This window comes from Nocardioides phosphati (assembly GCF_014646375.1).
In the GTDB taxonomy this organism is placed as follows: domain Bacteria; phylum Actinomycetota; class Actinomycetes; order Propionibacteriales; family Nocardioidaceae; genus Nocardioides; species Nocardioides phosphati.
Genome location: NZ_BMNI01000001.1, coordinates 470,481 through 484,824 on the forward strand (window position 1 = coordinate 470,481; position 14,344 = coordinate 484,824).

Here is a 14,344-nt window from a genome sequence, read left to right on the forward strand (position 1 = left end):
CACTTCGCCTGTTAACGCCAGGCACGTCGTACGCGTGACCCCCCGGGCGTTGGGCGGCGTTGGGCAACCCGGGGGCTGTCGTTCGACGCAATGCCCCGAACTTGCTGGTCCGCGTGCCGCGAATGTCGGCCGCGTTAAGTCCAGCGGCCCAGTGCTCTTTGAACAAGATTCGAATTGTTCAACGTTCGCTGCATCTCGACATCTGTCGAGATGCCGCGAAGGTTGCTGAGGCGCCCGCGGTGAACCTTGGCGAGTAGAGCCTCGTGGCACTGGCCGGACAAGGTTCGGACGCGCGAGAGGGGGTGCGCGCAAGGGCGCGTGCCCACCGGTAGCCTCGGCTGGTGCCACGAGCCGAGGTCGCGGAGGCGTACGACTCCCGTGCCGACGAGTACGTCGAGAAGCTGGGCTCGCTCCACCAGATGGCGGACCGAGATCGGGCCACCATCGAGCAGTGGCGCGACAGCACGGCAGGCCGACTGCTGGACGCTGGCTGTGGTCCAGGGCACTGGACCGACGTGCTGTCTGAGCGTGGTCGCCGGGACGTCTTGGGGATCGACAGGTCGACTCGATTCCTCGAGTCCGCACGAGATCGCTTCCCAGGAAACCGATTCATCGCCGGCGACCTATCCGCTCTCCCGGTCGCGTCGCGATCCCAGGACGGCATCCTGGCCTGGTACTCGATCATCCACACCCCGCCGACGGACCTGCCCCAGATCCTGGAGGAGTTCGCACGCACTCTCGCGCCAGGCGGTTCGCTCCTGCTCGGCTTCTTCGCGGGCGACCCCGGAGTCGCGTTTGAGCACGCGGTTACGACGGCGTACTACTGGTCCGCGGAGGCGCTGACAGATCTGCTTCACCCGCACGGCTTCACCGTCGAGCACGCAGAGACCCGCACAGACCCCGGCGCACGACGCACACACGGCGGGCTGCGTGCCAGGCGGACCGCGGCTTTGGGCCGCTAGTCCCAGACGCTCAGCTCATCCGCGCGTGGACCTCGTCGAAGAACTCGTTGAGCATCGTCTCCGCGCCTGGCTGTCCGAGTTCGTACCCGCCGAATCGGAAGACCTGGTATCCGGCGATCTTGAGCCGTCGGTCCTCGGCGACCATCTCGGAGTAGAGCCGAGGGGTGGCGGTTTCGCCGACGGCGTAGTGCTGCTTGCCGTCGACTTCAATGACGACGCGTTTGCGGTCGCTGAACAGCATGAGGAAGTCCATCCGCTGGCGCGCGAGAGGTGCACCGTTCACCGATGCCCGGCGGGTTCTTTGGTCGAGCGGGTCGTAGTGGAGATAGACCTGCGGCACGAGCGCGATGACGTTCGGGTTGTCCTTGAACCGTGCGTAGTAGGTCCTGAACAGCAGGAGCTCTGGCGGGCTCGCGAGTGACGCGGCCAGCCGCTGATACAGATGGCGGGCGACGCCGGGGTCGTCGAGGTCGGACGGACAGGACGGGTGGGCCGCCCACCACGCCACGAGATCGCTGAATTTCAACCCGCCATCGGGCAACGGCTGGTCGTAGATGAGACAGGTGTCGCCGTTCGCGACGACCTCGATGTCGTTGCTGACGGCATCCCTGAGCACCAGGTCGGGCTTCGGGCCGGTGCTGGCGAAGATCAGGTTCTTCGTCCTGCCTTGTACGCCGTCTCCTTGCTCGTATGCGTCCACCAGGGAAGCCAGTTGCTCCTGGTTGAGTTTGTAGAGGTCGGCGTAGGTGCTCAGCCGTTGCGCGAGGGATGCCAACTGCGCGATCGACCAGTCCTCGATGTAGCCCGTGATGAGGTCGCGTTTCGTCTCGGCCTGGCCGGGCTCGGCCCCCTCACGCCGCCATTCCAGTCGGAGTTCCTCAGGCAGGACAGACTCCAAAGCGGCCCGGGTGTACCGATCGATCAGCGCATTGCAGATGGCAGCGGTGAGCGTGCGCTTCGACGCGACGGCCGGCAGCGGGTTCACCTCCGTTGGGCGGAACCATCCGTCGAAGTACTCGGCCACGGGACCCAGTCTGTGGTTTGACGCCCCAGACGTGGTTCATCCAACCGGGTCAGCCGTTTTGAGCGTGCAGCTTCTCCAGGTGCGGGCCGAGGAGCTCGACGAGCTGACGATGAGTGGCCTGGTCAGCGGCGGCGATGAGGCCACGACCGGTGTGGACGGGGTCGCCGGCGAAGTCTGTGACGATGCAGCCGGCAGCCTGGCAAATCGCGATCCCGGCGGCGAAGTGCACGCTGCCCGCCAGGTGTCCGTCGGTGACGTAGGCCGCCCGGCGCCCAGCTGCGACCCAGGCGACGGCGAGGGTGCTCGACAGCACGCGTGGGGCGAAGACGTCACGGAAGGCTTGGTCGGCGATCAGCTGTGCGCCGACGAACAAGGCGTCGCGTTTGCCGTCGCAGTTCACGTCGACGATCAGGGAGCGCGGAGATGGTTCCAGCAGCCGATCCGTGCCGCCGTGCCGCACCCAGGCGCCCGAGCCATCGGTCCAGAAGAACTCGTTCGCAATCGGATCAGCGGAGACCGCGGCCGTGACACCGACCGGGGTGTCGAGAGCGACGTTGACCGCCGCAAGCGGCGTCGCGGCAGCGAAGTTCAGGGTCCCGCACAAGGGGTCGACAAGCCAGCGCCGGTCGCTATGGCCGGCCTTCGTCCCGGTCTCCTCCCCCTCGAACCCGTCGCTGGGTCGTGCGGCCGAGATGACGCGGTGGATCTCCTCCTCGGCGGCGAGATCGGCCTCGGTCGCGAAGTCAGTTGGCGACTTCGCGAGCTGCGCCAGGTCGGTGCCGTACCGGCTCCTGACTGCGGCGGCACCGGCTGCAGCTGCTGCCAACGCGACCTCGACATCGGTGTGGTCGCTTGGCATCGTCGAGGTACTCCTCATTCGTGGGCGGTCCATCCGGCTCAGGCGGAGGGCCGCCAGGTCTGGCGGGGTGCGAAGCCCGTGCGGCGTAGCCAGTGTTCCGTGTAGAGGATCCGGTGCGGGGTGATCACCGTCAGGGGGTCGGTGGGCGGCTCGCTCGGTGGTCGCCCTCGTTCGACATGATCCGACTGCCAGCGGAACGCCTCCCAGTAGTCGTCGCTCGCCGGGTCGCCCCGTTCCAAGGTGCGTGCGGTTCCGAACAGCTGCGCGCCCCGGCTGCTCGCTTGCCCGACGAGCGGCGCGAAGATCCCAGCCGAGACCCTGGCGTCACGCAGGAGGTTGCGTGACTTCACGGAGGCGTTCCAGCTCGTGAAGAAGATCTCGAACCCGAGGCTGTAGTAGCGCACTGGCGTGGCGGCCGGCGAGCCATCGCTGTTGATGGTCGCGATCACCGCCATGTTCTGGATGGAGAACAGGTTGAGGATGCGCTCCTCGAGAGCCTCTTGAGGCAGCACCGCGTCCGGCGATGGTCCAGCGAGCCAGGGGTTGGTCAGCGGCATACCCGATTCTCTCAGCACCTCGAACCCAAACACGGCGCGGCGCACTAGCGCCTACGTTCGGGGGTGGGAGGCACGACCGCGGCAACGGTCGCGCGCCAGCGAGGTAGCCGCCCGCCCTCTCGCGGCCGACATCGGGCGCCGGGTCGAACGCCGACCACTCCCGCGTGAATCCCTACCGATCCAGTCTTCTTGAGGCGAAAGTTCGATCGCCTCGTTTTCGCTGCATCTCGACAACATCAGGCCGCGCAAGGGGTGGGCCGAAAACTCTTTCAACTTTCGGGGGGACGCCCTCTGACCTGCGGAAACGTGCGTCCCCCCTCTGCGTCCCCCTCCCAATCGGGGGTTTGGGGGGACGGATGCGGGGACGCCCGCTCGCGACCTTTCTGCCGTGCACAGACACGGACGAAAGGAGCGAGTGCGATGAGTGTGGGCGACCAGCTCGGCCTCGACGACAACAGCGAACTGCTCGACCAGGCCCGCCAGAAGTGGGCGGCCTGGGTGGCCGCTGATCCACGGCTTGGAGTCGTCGAGGAGTTCGACGACCTCCGGGCCTGGCTGCCCTCGGTGGACAGCGCAGCCTCTGACGAGGTCCTCCTGGCGCTGGCCATGCTGGCGGCTCCCGATGGCGGTGACGACATCGCCGCCGCGGCCGCGCTCGCCAAGTGCCTGCTGCCCGGCGCGTGCCGGCTCGCCGGCTGGCTGAGCACCCTCCCTCCCCGCGAGGTCTTCCGTGACAGCCAGCCCGTCGCGGCCGGTTCCTGGTCGGCCGTGGAGCGGATCGACGAGCTCGTGGCCTCCCAGCTGTGGATCGAGGTCCGGACCTTCAAGTGGCGCCGACTGCGCAAGGTCGCCGCGAACATCCTGATCAACACCCGCGTCGGCGTCCTCCGCGAAGTCGGCGACTTCTTCTACGTCTCCCGGGCCGACCGCACGTGGGCGAACACCACCCTCGTCGAGTCCTTCTCCTCCGGCGACCTGGCCGACGGTGACGCAGGAGCCTGGAGCGCTGCAGCGATGCCGACCGAACGGGTTGCCGGCGCCCTGTTCCACCGTCCCGAGATCCTCGCCGACGCCGGCCCGGAGCAGGAGGAGCCCTCGGCCACCGAGGAACTGCTGGAGCTGCTGGCGTGGGCCTGCGAGCACCAGGTGATCAGCCCGGCCGACCGCTACCTGCTGCTGTGCCTGGTCGACGAGGCCGACCGGGTCGAGACCCGCAACCTCGCCCGCGGCTACGGCGGCCTGCTGAGCAACGAGGTATCCAGCCGGGTCGCGCCGCGGGTCGGGGTGTCCGAGGCAACCGTCCGTCGCCACGGCTCGCGCAGCATGCGCGCACTCGCCGCGGCCGCCCCGAGGAAGTTCGGCCATGACGAATGAGCGCAACGGTGATCGCTCCCACCGCCCCACGACACACAGGCGACTGGAGGTGGTGAAGCCCATGACAAACACCCAGGACGACGGCGAGAGCCGGACGCCGGAGAAGATCGCCGAGCTGTTCGCGATCGCCGGCCGCGAAACCGAGGCGATCGAGCAGCTCACCGGCTGCGTCGCCCAGCTGCACGAGGTACAGGCCGCCAAGGCACAGCTGGCCAGCCTGACCCCGGCTGAGGTCCGCGCCGCGCTCGAGTTCCGCCGTGGCGGCATCGGGGAGGCCCAGTGAGCACCCAGACCCCGAGCCGCCCCGTCGGCGTCGACGAGCTCAAGCGGGCCTGGAGCGCCGTGAACGCCGGCGAGTTCCGCACCGGCCCGGGCACCGGCAAGGGACCCCGCGGCCGCGGCACCGCGGCCGCGGCCGACTGGTCGCCCGCCGCGGGGGAGCACACCATCGCCGTGATCGGCTGCGCCGGGTCCGCAGGTGCCAGCACCATCGCCCTGGCCGTCGGCCTGGCGGCCGCCGGCCTGGTCCGGGTGATCGAGTGCTGCTCGGTCACCGCCTCCGGTCTCGCCGCGGCCAGCACCGCCGAGCTCGGCCTGCACCCGACCGACTGGCGTCAGGGCAAGCGCGACCACGTCCTGCTCGAGAGGGCCAGCGAGGTCTTCGCCGGCGTCGACGAGGTCCCGCTGCCGATCGACGCCGAGAACGAGACCCAGCTGACCATCCTCGACGTCGGCTGGGAGGCCGGCCAGCTGCTGGCCACCGACTGCTGGCTCGCCGAGGCCGTCCGCACCGCCGACCAGGTCGTCCTGGTCACCACCGCCACCGTCCCCGGGATGCGCCGCGCCGGCGTCGCCATGGACCTGCTTGCCGGCCACTGGCAGCCCGAGCAGATCGCGCTCGCCGTACGCGGGCCGCGTCGCAAGAAGTGGCCCCGCGGCCTCGAGCACGCCGGCGGCCCCGCCGTACGTCGCGCCCTGGACGCGGACCGGTGCGTGGAGATCCCCGAGGACCGCGAGCTCGCGGTCAACGGCCTGGACTCCCGGCCCGTCCCGGCCCCCCTGATCTCGGCAGCCCGCCAGCTGCTCGAGCCCGCACACCTGCCCACCAACACCAGCGAAAGCGCCTGACCCGCACCGGGTCAGCAACCCAGAAAGGAAGTCCACCCATGGACGTCATGACCGCTCTCCTCCCGATGGCCGCCCAGGTCTGCCCGAAGGCGCCGCCCGGTGCCGTCGGACCCACCAACGAGATCACCAGCTACGTGCTGTGGGGCGTCATCGTCCTGTTCGGTCTCGGCATCATCATCGCCATCGGCGCGATCATCGCCGGCCGTGTGTTCTCCCTGCCGCACGCCTCCAAGGTCGGTGTGATCTCGGTGGTGGTGGTGTTCGCGTGCGCGATCGCCTACCTGGTGCTGCCCGGCATGCTCAATGGGATCCTCGGCAAGGGCTGCATCTGATGCGGCGCGCAGCCACGAAGAAGGCAGAGGCCACTAACGAGTGGAGCCGTCGACGCCTCCTCGGGATCTTGGTGCTGGCCGTCGTCGTGGCTGCGCTCCTGCTCGGCGGCCTCGTCTACGGGAGCTATCTCGCCCTCGCCGGTATCGGTGATGAGGCCAACGCCGCCCCCGAGGTGGCTACCGGCGAGACCGATCGCTCGCCGGTGGCCCAGGGTGCTACGCACCGCGACGAGATCGCGGCCGAGCCCATGCTGACCGTTCCCGAGAGCGCGGCCTTCCCGGCCGAGACCATCAGCTCCAAGGCGCCCGTCATCAAGATCCCTGCCGGTACCGGCGTGAACGGACCCGCGTTCGTGATGACCGGGTTCCCGCACACCCCCGAGGGCGCGATCGGGCAGCTCGCCCAGATCGACCTCGCGGTACTGCAGTCGATGAGCCTGATCACCGCCACGGAGGTCTACAACGCCTGGGCACTGCCCGGCGGGGTCCGCGCGGAGGAGTGGTGGATCACCGCCAGCGTCCGGGCGTTCCTGACCAGCACCGGAATGGGCGAGGTCAAGGACCCCAGCTCCTCGGTCTCCCTCGAGCCGGCCGCCGCGCTCGTGAAGGGAACCGACGGGCCCGACTGGGCCACCGTCTGCGTGCTGATGAAGGTCACCGCCTCCTACAAGCAGGAAGGCCAGATCGCCTTCGCCCACTGCGAGCGCATGCAGTGGGTCGGCGGACGCTGGATGGTCGCCCCCGGCGCCCCGCCCGCACCTGCCCCCGCGACCTGGCCCGGCACCCAGCTCGCCCACGAGGCCGGCTGGAGCACCTGGTCGACCGACGACACCACTGACCCTGACCACATCGACGGGGACCACTGATGAAGAACCTGACGACCGGCAACGACGACTCGCGGGCCACCCTGGTGCGCATCGGCATCCTGGTGGCGATCGCCTGCATGGTGGCCACCGTCGTCTGGCTCGGTGCCCGCAGCCGGGCCGACGACACCGGGGGCACGACCGGCGGCGACAACTCGAGCCAGATGGTCGAGAACGCCTCGGTCGAGCAGGTCGCACCGGACACCGCCCCGGCCGACGGCGTGGTCATCCCGACCGCCGCCGACCAGGTCGACGGCTACCCGACCGGGTTCCCGGCGACCGATCTGGGCGCCGTGGCGCTGCAGGTCGAGGTGGCCAAGGCCCAGGTCGGGTTCGACTACGACCAGGCCGTCACCGTCGCCGGCCTGTACGCCGACCCCGAGGCCAAGGCCGTCTTCGAGGAGCGCGCCCGCGCCGCGGTCGCGCTGCGCCGCCAGCAGGCCGGCGTCGCGAAGGAGGGCGACGTGCCCGCGCCCGCGTCCTATGCCGTCACCCCGGTCGCCTACACCCTCGAGCAGCTCGACACCGGCTACTACGCGGTGAACCTGCTCAGCTACGTCACCCTCACCACAGCCGACGGCAAGGTCAAGGACAGCCTTTATGCCGGCACCCAGCTGGTGCGGTGGCTCGACGGTGACTGGCGCCTGGTCCGGGGCAGCGAAGCAGACATCGAGCACCTGGTCTCGGAGGGCCAGCCGCAGGCTGTGGCTCCCGGCACCCCCGAGTTCGAGAAGGCTGGCTGGATCCGGATCAACGGAGCGCCCCAGTGAGCGCCACCCTCCTCACCACCGCGCGCCGGGCGAGCCGACTGGGCATCGCCGCTCTGGCGGTCCTGGTGCTCGCCACGCTCCTCGGAGCTGCCTCGACCCTCCAGCCGCCGGCCGCCGCCGCGGCCAGTGGGCCGGCCGCCAGCACAGCGAACCTCGCCCCGGTCGCGACCACCGGCACTCTGCCGACCCGCAACGTCAAGATGGGCTGCCCCGGACCCGACGCCCTGTGCGACCTCGGTGGCGACGCCGTCGACTGCGCCAAGGACCCGATCGATTGCGGCAAGGACGCCGCCGGCGACGTGAAGGACGGCGCCGGCGACCTGCTCGACGGCGCGGGCGATGTGCTCCCGGACGGCTGCGGGATCCTCGACGCGATCTGCGGCAACATCGGCGGCCTGCCAGGGCTGCCGGGCGTCCCTGGGCTGCCCGGCATCCCCGGTCTGCCGAACGTCGGTGACCTCTTCGGTGGCGGCATCCCCGGTCTCGGTGACATCCCCAACCCGTTCGAGGCCATCGGCGACGTCATCGCCAAGGCCGCGGCCGACGCCTGGACCGCCGCCATGCTCGCGATCTGGAGCTCCGGCCTGTTCGTGCTGCGGATCGTGCTCACGTTCAGTGAGCTGTTCTTGACCCCGGACCTGAGCGCCGACGGACCCGGCCGGGACGTCTACGCCTTCGCGCTGTGGCTCGCACTCGGGCTGGTGGTCATCTTGGCGATGATCCAGCTCGGCGCCGCGGCCTTCAAACGCGAGGGCAAGGGCCTCGCTCGAGCCTTCATCGGCGCCGGCCAGTTCGTCATCATCAACGCCTGCTGGTTCGGCTACGCGGTGACTCTCATCGCTGCCTGCGGCGCGATCACGCGGGCACTGATGAAGTCGCTGCTCAAGGTGCAGACCTGGCCCGACTGGGATCCGCTCGGAGGGCTCGGGGTCGACGACATCACCGACGCCGGCGTGGCCACCGCGCTGGCCTTCCTCGGCATCTTCCTGTGGCTGGCCGCGATCGGGCACCTGCTGGTCTACCTCGCACGGGCAGCGTCGCTGCTCGTCCTCACCGCCACCGGCCCGCTCTCGGCCGCGGGCCTGGTCCTCGAGGCCACCCGCTCCTGGTTCTGGAAGAGCCTTCGGTGGCTGCACGCCGCGGCGTTCACGCCGGTGCTGATGGTGATGGTGCTGGGCATCGGTGTGCAGTTCGCCAACGGAGTCGCGGCCCACCTGGCCGAGGACACCGGCAAGGCCTTCGGCACCGCGCTGCCGGCGGTGATGACGATCCTTATCAGCGTCGTCGCGCCGCTGGCGCTGTTCAAGCTCCTGGCCTTCGCGGACCCCGGCACCCCGAGCGGTGCGTCGTTCCGGCAGAACATGGCCATCCAGGGCGGCCTGCAGGGCCTGCTCGGCGGCGGTGCCGGTGGGGGTTCGTCGGCCGCGTCGACCACCGACGGCAACGGTCGCTCCTCGGGCGAGCAGAACGCCGAGGCCTCGACCGGCGACCGGTTCAACAAGTCCACCCAGGGCTTCTTGGGCAGCTTCGGCGGCGCCGGCCAGGCCTTCGCTGCCGGGCTCGGGATGATCAACTCCGCCGGCGCCAAGGCCACCTCCCTGATGTCGGACGAGACCAACCAAGCCGGTGTCGGCCAGAGCACCTACGGCCCTGACTTCAGCGGCATGGGCGGCCGGCAGTCCGGTGGCGACCAGTCCGGCGGACAGGGCGGCACCCACCCCGGGTCGCAGAACGGCGACGAGAGCGACGGCGACTCGTCGATGCCGACCCCGCCCACGCCTCCTGCACCGCCCACCCCGCCGACGCTGCCCACCGGCGGCGGACCCGGCGGCGGACCCGGTGGCGGACCCGGCGGCGGCTCCGGCGGTCAGGGCGGCGGAGGGGGAGCGGGCGCAGCTCCCAAGACCCCGGCCGCAGGTGGCGGGGGAGCGGCTGGGGGTGCCGGCGGCGCCGGCGCAGCAGCTGGCGGCATCCCACCGGTGGCGGTGTAGCCGATGCGCCAGCCGGCCCACCTCGAGCACCGAGCGACACCCACCGACCGCACTGACCGCATTGACCAGGAAGGAAGCCGACGATGACCACCTACGCCGACTACCAACGCGACCGCATCGGCTGGTTCTTCGGCCTCTCTGGAGGCCAGCTGATGTTCCTGGCGCTGGCCAGCTTGCCGGCGTTCTGGGCGATCAGCCGCACGGCGTGGTTCTCCGCGTTCTTGCTCGCCCTGGTCTGGCTGTTCCTGCTGGCCATCACCGTGATCCCGGTGCGAGGCCGCTCGGCCACTGGCTGGGTGTTCGCCTCGACGATGTACGCCGTCGGTGGCCTGTTCGGCTGGACCTCGTTCCGTGCCAAGGCAACCCAGGGCCGCGCCGAGGACCTCGACACCCCGGATCTGCCGGGGGTTCTGCAGGGCGTCCAGATCCACGACGGACCGCCGCACGGTTCGCAGCTGCAGCGCGTCGCGATCGTCGAGAACCACGCCATGAAGACCTGGGCGGTCACCGCATCGATCGTCCACCCGGGCATCGGCATGAAGGACACCGCAGAGCGTGCCCGCTACGGCGAGGCGCTGGCCGGGCTGCTCGACGTCGCCGGTCGCACCGAGAAGGTCGACGAGATCCTCTTCATGGTTCGCACCGTTCCCGAGGACGGTGCCGAGCGCGACCTGTGGGTCAACCGGCACCGCCGCCCCAACGCCCCGGAGCTGTCGGAGGTGGTCAACAGCGACCTGGCCCACGGCCTCACCCAGGCGTCGGTGCGCACCGAGCAGTTCGTGACGATCGTCGTCCCGGAGACCCGGATCGCGAGGTCGGCCAAGGAGTCCGGGGGCGGCTTCGAGGGCCGCTGCCGCGAGTTCTACCTGCTCATGGGTGAGATCGAGGCCCAGCTGCGCGGCCCGATGGGGATGACAACGGTGCGCTGGCTGACCAGCCCCGAGCTCGCGCTGGCCTGCCGGACCGGGTTCGCCCCCGGAGACCGCGCCGGCATCGTCGAGGCGCTGTCCCTGCGGGAGAAGGACCCGAGCGTCAACGCAGACGTCCCGTGGGCGATGGCCGGCCCCTCGGGCGCCGACGCCACGGTGCGGCACTACAGCCACGACGCCTGGAACTCGGTCAGCGCCACCATCAAGCTGCCGACCCGCGGCGTCGCGATGGGTGCCCTGGCGCCGATCCTCACCCCCAGCGAGTTCGGTGAGCGGCGCTCGTTCGTCGTCGCGTACCCGATCGTGTCCCAGTCCAAGGCCGACCGGCAGTCCGGCAACGCGGAGTGGGCCGCGGACCTGGCCGAGGGGATGAACGAGAAGCTCGGCCGCAAGACCCGCGCCAAGCAGCGCGACGAAGCCCACAAGGCGCGCGGTCTGGACGCCAAGCTGGCCCGGGGCAACTCGCTGACCCGGCCCTACGGCGTGTGCACCGTCACCGTCCCCAAGTCGATGCGGATCACCGAGTTCGGGCGCCGCCTGGACGCCTCGATCCGCCGCGCCGGGTTCGCACCGCTGCGCCTCGACCTCGCCCAGGACGTCGGGTTCACCGCGTCCACCATCCCCCTTGGCGCGAGCCTGACCCGAAGCGGAGACGCCTGATGACCACCACCCGTCGGAACCGCCGCGGCGGCGGCCGCGACATGGCTGCCCTGCTCTCGGACTTCGGGCACGACCTGCCCACGGTCCCGACCCTCGCCCGGGAACCCAAGGAGCCCCGGCTCTTCCGGTACACCCCGCGCCGCGGTGCCGCCCGCCCCGGCCGAGGCTGGGCCGCCGCGACCGCCCCAGCGATGGCCTGGCGGATGACCAGCGACCAGGCCCCGGTGTTCTGGCCGTTCGTTTCCGCGCCCGGGCTGCCGCCGACGGGCGCGCAGATGGGCGTCGACCAGCTCTCTGGCGGCAGCTTCTACTGCGACCCGTTCGGGTGGGTGCTGCGCGACGACGTACCGGTGACCAACCCGAACATCTTCCAGTTCGCCAAGCCGGGCAGCGGCAAGTCCGGAACCACCAAGGGGTTCTGCACGCGGATGATGCCGTTCGGCTACCGCACCCTGGTCACTGGCGACGTCAAGGACGAGTACGAGTCTTTGTGCCGCGCGCTCGATGTCGAGCCCTTCGTCATCGCTCCCGGCTTCTGGGCCCGGGTCAACCCGCTGGCCATGGGGCCGCTCGGCGACGGCTGGGAGAAGCTCTCGGCCGAGGAGGCGCAGCGACGCGCCACGATCATCTTCAAGCGGTGGCTGGTCCTGGTTCGCGGCCTGGTCGGCAGCATGAAGATCGACGACGAGCGCCGGGTGCCGTTCGGCCCCGACGAGTCCGACGTCGTGCGCAACGCGCTGGTGATCCTCACCGGCTACGCCGCCGGCAACAGCGTCCTGGCCGAGACGACCATCCCGCGGCTGTGGGACCTGCTGCGCAACCCCACCGAGGAGCTCGTCCGGGCCTGCGAGTACGCGAACACCCGCCAGTTCCTCGACGAGACCCGCCTGCTGCGCAACGCCCTCGGCGAGCTGGTCACCGGCACGCTGGCCGGCCTGTTCGACGACTTCACCAACATCGAGGTCGACTGGCGCGCCCCGATCCAGTCGTTCAGCCTCTCCCGGCTCGACGGCCTGGGCGATGAGGCCGTGGGCATCGCGCTGCTGTGCATGAACTCCTGGGGCCGCGGCCTGCGGGAGATCGCCGAGCCCGGAGACCTGCGCATCGTGGTGCGCGACGAGGTCTGGAAGCAGATGCGTCTCGGAACCGCCGCGGTGGCGAGCTTCGACGCCGACCTGCGGCTCTCACGCGGCATGGCCGGCAAGGGCGGCGACATCCAGTTCTGCAACCTCCACAAGCCCTCCGACCTGCTCTCGGTCGGCGACGCCGACTCCCAGGCCGCGATGATCGCCAAGGACCTCCTCGAGCTGGCCGACATCAAGATCCTCGGTGCCCAGAAGCCGCGTGTCGCCCGCGAGCTCGACTCGATGCTCGGCCTCGGCCCGATCGCCCAGGACCTCGTCTCCGGGTGGGCCATGCAGGACAAGGGCCGCGCGCTGTGGTGCATCGGCGACGCCACCTACAAGGTCCAGACGGTGCTCCACCCGCTGGAGAAGAAGCTCTACTACACCAACGAGGCCATCGAGTCCGCTCTTTAGAAGTTCGCGCGAATTTTGACGGTTCTGCGACGAACCTGAGCATACGCAACGTCCTCGAGCCTGTGCGGACACTCAGGTTCAGAGACGCCGCAACGGGAAGCGTGTGCCGGATCGGGAGCCGTCACCGAGAAGGTCACCGGACAGGTGATCCGGGACCCTTGAGCAGCGGCGAGCGCGCCGGCCAGGCGGCCTCGGAACCCCGTACCAGCCCAGCCGAGCCCTTCCCACTCCATCAGGTCGCGCAAGGCACCGGAGGCACAGTGCTCGGCCTGACGGTGCGGATAGTCGAGGACCACTTCGGCCATGACCTCACCCTGCCTTCATGCGGCTCCATCACTCGCGGAAGCAACGGGAGCGCAGTCCCCATACATTTATGCACGCATGTAACCCGCGGAGGTGCACCTGCGTTCAGATGCGAGGAGGACCGCTCGGCTGCAGAGCGTGGCGTCCTCCCGGATGCCACCATCACGTGCTTGGTCGAGCTCGGCTGCGCCGGCACCGCTGGCGCGGCGGTTGCGCAGAAGGCCGGGCTGTCGCGGGGCGCCCAGCCGCACCATTGCGGGGACCCGCGACCAGTTGGTGGTCGCCGGGTCGAGCATCTGGCGCAGAAACGGCTGCGGCAGGTGCACGAGCAGGCGACTGAGCTGGCGCGCTCTGCGGAACCGCGCGCGGAGGCGAATGCGAGCTGCGCATTGGGCACTTTTGCTCATTGGGTAGGGACGGGCATACTGGGGGCGTGGATCGTGGGTTGCGGGATCTCAAGCGCGAGGCGACTGCGGAGGCGCTGGCCAAGGCGGCGTTCGATCTGACCCGTGAGCGCGGCTTGTCGGGGTTTGTCACTGCGGACGTGGTGGAGCGGGCGGGGTACTCGCGCCGTACCTTCGCGAACCACTTCTCCTGCAAGGAGGAGGCAGTTGCTTCGGTCGCGTTCGGTGGTGTCGAGGACGCGAGTGCGATCCTGACCGGCCTTCCCGCTGATCTGTCCCTGCTCGATGCCCTGCTGGCCGTGATGAGGACGCAGTTCACCGCAGACGCGTTGGTGAGGATGCGCGAGCTGATGGCGATGGCGCGGCAGTACCCGACCCTGGAGCCCTACGTACTGGGCGTTCAGCAACGCATGCGCCATACCGCCCAGGACCTCTTGGCCTCGGTGGCGGGAGACCGGTACCCCACCGTCTACGTGCCCCTGCTGTTCGGTGCCGTGTACGGCGCCGTGATGGCCGCCCTCGAGGGGACCCTCGATGTGCACCTCGGCGGTGAGAGCGACCTCAGCTCTACGTCGATGGACTACAGCTCATTCCTCGATATCACATTCGACTACCTGCGCCACGGCTTCTAGACGCCGCCCCACTTGCCC

15 protein-coding genes are annotated in these 14,344 nt (G+C 69.9%); 11 read left to right on the forward strand and 4 right to left on the reverse strand.

Annotated features, from left to right (window positions below; genetic code table 11):
* Positions 1-341: 341 nt before the first annotated feature.
* Positions 342-962, forward strand: coding sequence for a class I SAM-dependent DNA methyltransferase (locus IEX47_RS02345; protein ID WP_188782364.1), 621 nt, complete (start codon positions 342-344; stop codon positions 960-962).
* A 10-nt stretch (positions 963-972) separates the two neighbouring features.
* On the opposite strand, the gene IEX47_RS02350 is transcribed toward IEX47_RS02345, so the two are convergent.
* Genes IEX47_RS02350 through IEX47_RS02360 form a run of 3 tightly spaced genes read right to left on the reverse strand, consistent with a single transcriptional unit; the run spans position 973 to position 3,402 of the window.
* A complete protein-coding gene (locus tag IEX47_RS02350) occupies positions 973-1,986 on the reverse strand; it encodes a putative endonuclease domain-containing protein (protein ID WP_188782365.1) in 1,014 nt (337 codons plus the stop codon).
* Positions 1,987-2,035: 49 nt separating this feature from the next.
* Entirely contained in the window at positions 2,036-2,845 is an 810-nt protein-coding gene (locus IEX47_RS02355; protein WP_188782366.1) for an inositol monophosphatase family protein, read from the reverse strand.
* A gap of 38 nt (positions 2,846-2,883) precedes the next feature.
* A complete protein-coding gene (locus IEX47_RS02360; protein ID WP_188782367.1) occupies positions 2,884-3,402 on the reverse strand; it encodes a pyridoxamine 5'-phosphate oxidase family protein in 519 nt (172 codons plus the stop codon).
* A 420-nt stretch (positions 3,403-3,822) separates the two neighbouring features.
* Between IEX47_RS02360 and IEX47_RS02365 the strand changes: the two genes are divergently transcribed.
* The 9 genes from IEX47_RS02365 to IEX47_RS02405 all read left to right on the forward strand — a co-directional run bounded on the left by IEX47_RS02365 (position 3,823) and on the right by IEX47_RS02405 (position 12,987).
* Complete coding sequence (locus IEX47_RS02365; RefSeq protein WP_188782368.1) at positions 3,823-4,776, forward strand: hypothetical protein; 954 nt, start codon at positions 3,823-3,825, stop codon at positions 4,774-4,776.
* A gap of 61 nt (positions 4,777-4,837) precedes the next feature.
* Positions 4,838-5,059: a hypothetical protein gene (locus IEX47_RS02370; RefSeq protein WP_151578547.1), complete on the forward strand. Its 222-nt coding sequence runs from the start codon at positions 4,838-4,840 to the stop codon at positions 5,057-5,059.
* Positions 5,056-5,904 carry a hypothetical protein gene (locus IEX47_RS02375; RefSeq protein ID WP_188782369.1) on the forward strand — a complete coding sequence of 283 codons (849 nt, stop codon included), beginning with the start codon at positions 5,056-5,058 and terminating at the stop codon, positions 5,902-5,904. Before IEX47_RS02370 ends, IEX47_RS02375 begins: the two co-directional genes overlap by 4 nt.
* Positions 5,905-5,942: 38 nt before the next feature.
* The gene (locus IEX47_RS02380; RefSeq protein ID WP_056890610.1) at positions 5,943-6,236 is read left to right on the forward strand and encodes a hypothetical protein; all 294 of its coding nucleotides are present in this window, start codon (positions 5,943-5,945) and stop codon (positions 6,234-6,236) included.
* Positions 6,236-7,102, forward strand: a complete 867-nt coding sequence (locus IEX47_RS02385) for a hypothetical protein (protein ID WP_188782370.1) — start codon at positions 6,236-6,238, stop codon at positions 7,100-7,102. The genes IEX47_RS02380 and IEX47_RS02385 overlap by 1 nt, the downstream gene beginning before the upstream one ends.
* Complete coding sequence (locus tag IEX47_RS02390; RefSeq protein WP_188782371.1) at positions 7,102-7,869, forward strand: hypothetical protein; 768 nt, start codon at positions 7,102-7,104, stop codon at positions 7,867-7,869. The genes IEX47_RS02385 and IEX47_RS02390 overlap by 1 nt, the downstream gene beginning before the upstream one ends.
* Entirely contained in the window at positions 7,866-9,860 is a 1,995-nt protein-coding gene (locus IEX47_RS02395) for a type IV secretion system protein (RefSeq protein ID WP_188782372.1), read from the forward strand. Before IEX47_RS02390 ends, IEX47_RS02395 begins: the two co-directional genes overlap by 4 nt.
* An 83-nt stretch (positions 9,861-9,943) precedes the next feature.
* Positions 9,944-11,449, forward strand: coding sequence for an SCO6880 family protein (locus IEX47_RS02400; RefSeq protein ID WP_188782373.1), 1,506 nt, complete (start codon positions 9,944-9,946; stop codon positions 11,447-11,449).
* Positions 11,449-12,987, forward strand: coding sequence for a putative type IV secretion/conjugal transfer ATPase (locus IEX47_RS02405; RefSeq protein ID WP_188782374.1), 1,539 nt, complete (start codon positions 11,449-11,451; stop codon positions 12,985-12,987). Before IEX47_RS02400 ends, IEX47_RS02405 begins: the two co-directional genes overlap by 1 nt.
* Here the strand turns inward: IEX47_RS02405 and IEX47_RS02410 are convergent.
* Entirely contained in the window at positions 12,984-13,292 is a 309-nt protein-coding gene (locus IEX47_RS02410) for a hypothetical protein (protein ID WP_179652846.1), read from the reverse strand. The two genes, IEX47_RS02405 and IEX47_RS02410, sit on opposite strands and share 4 nt — an antisense overlap.
* 431 nt (positions 13,293-13,723) lie before the next feature.
* Between IEX47_RS02410 and IEX47_RS02415 the strand changes: the two genes are divergently transcribed.
* Positions 13,724-14,326: a TetR/AcrR family transcriptional regulator gene (locus IEX47_RS02415; protein ID WP_188782375.1), complete on the forward strand. Its 603-nt coding sequence runs from the start codon at positions 13,724-13,726 to the stop codon at positions 14,324-14,326.
* Positions 14,327-14,344: the final 18 nt, after the last annotated feature.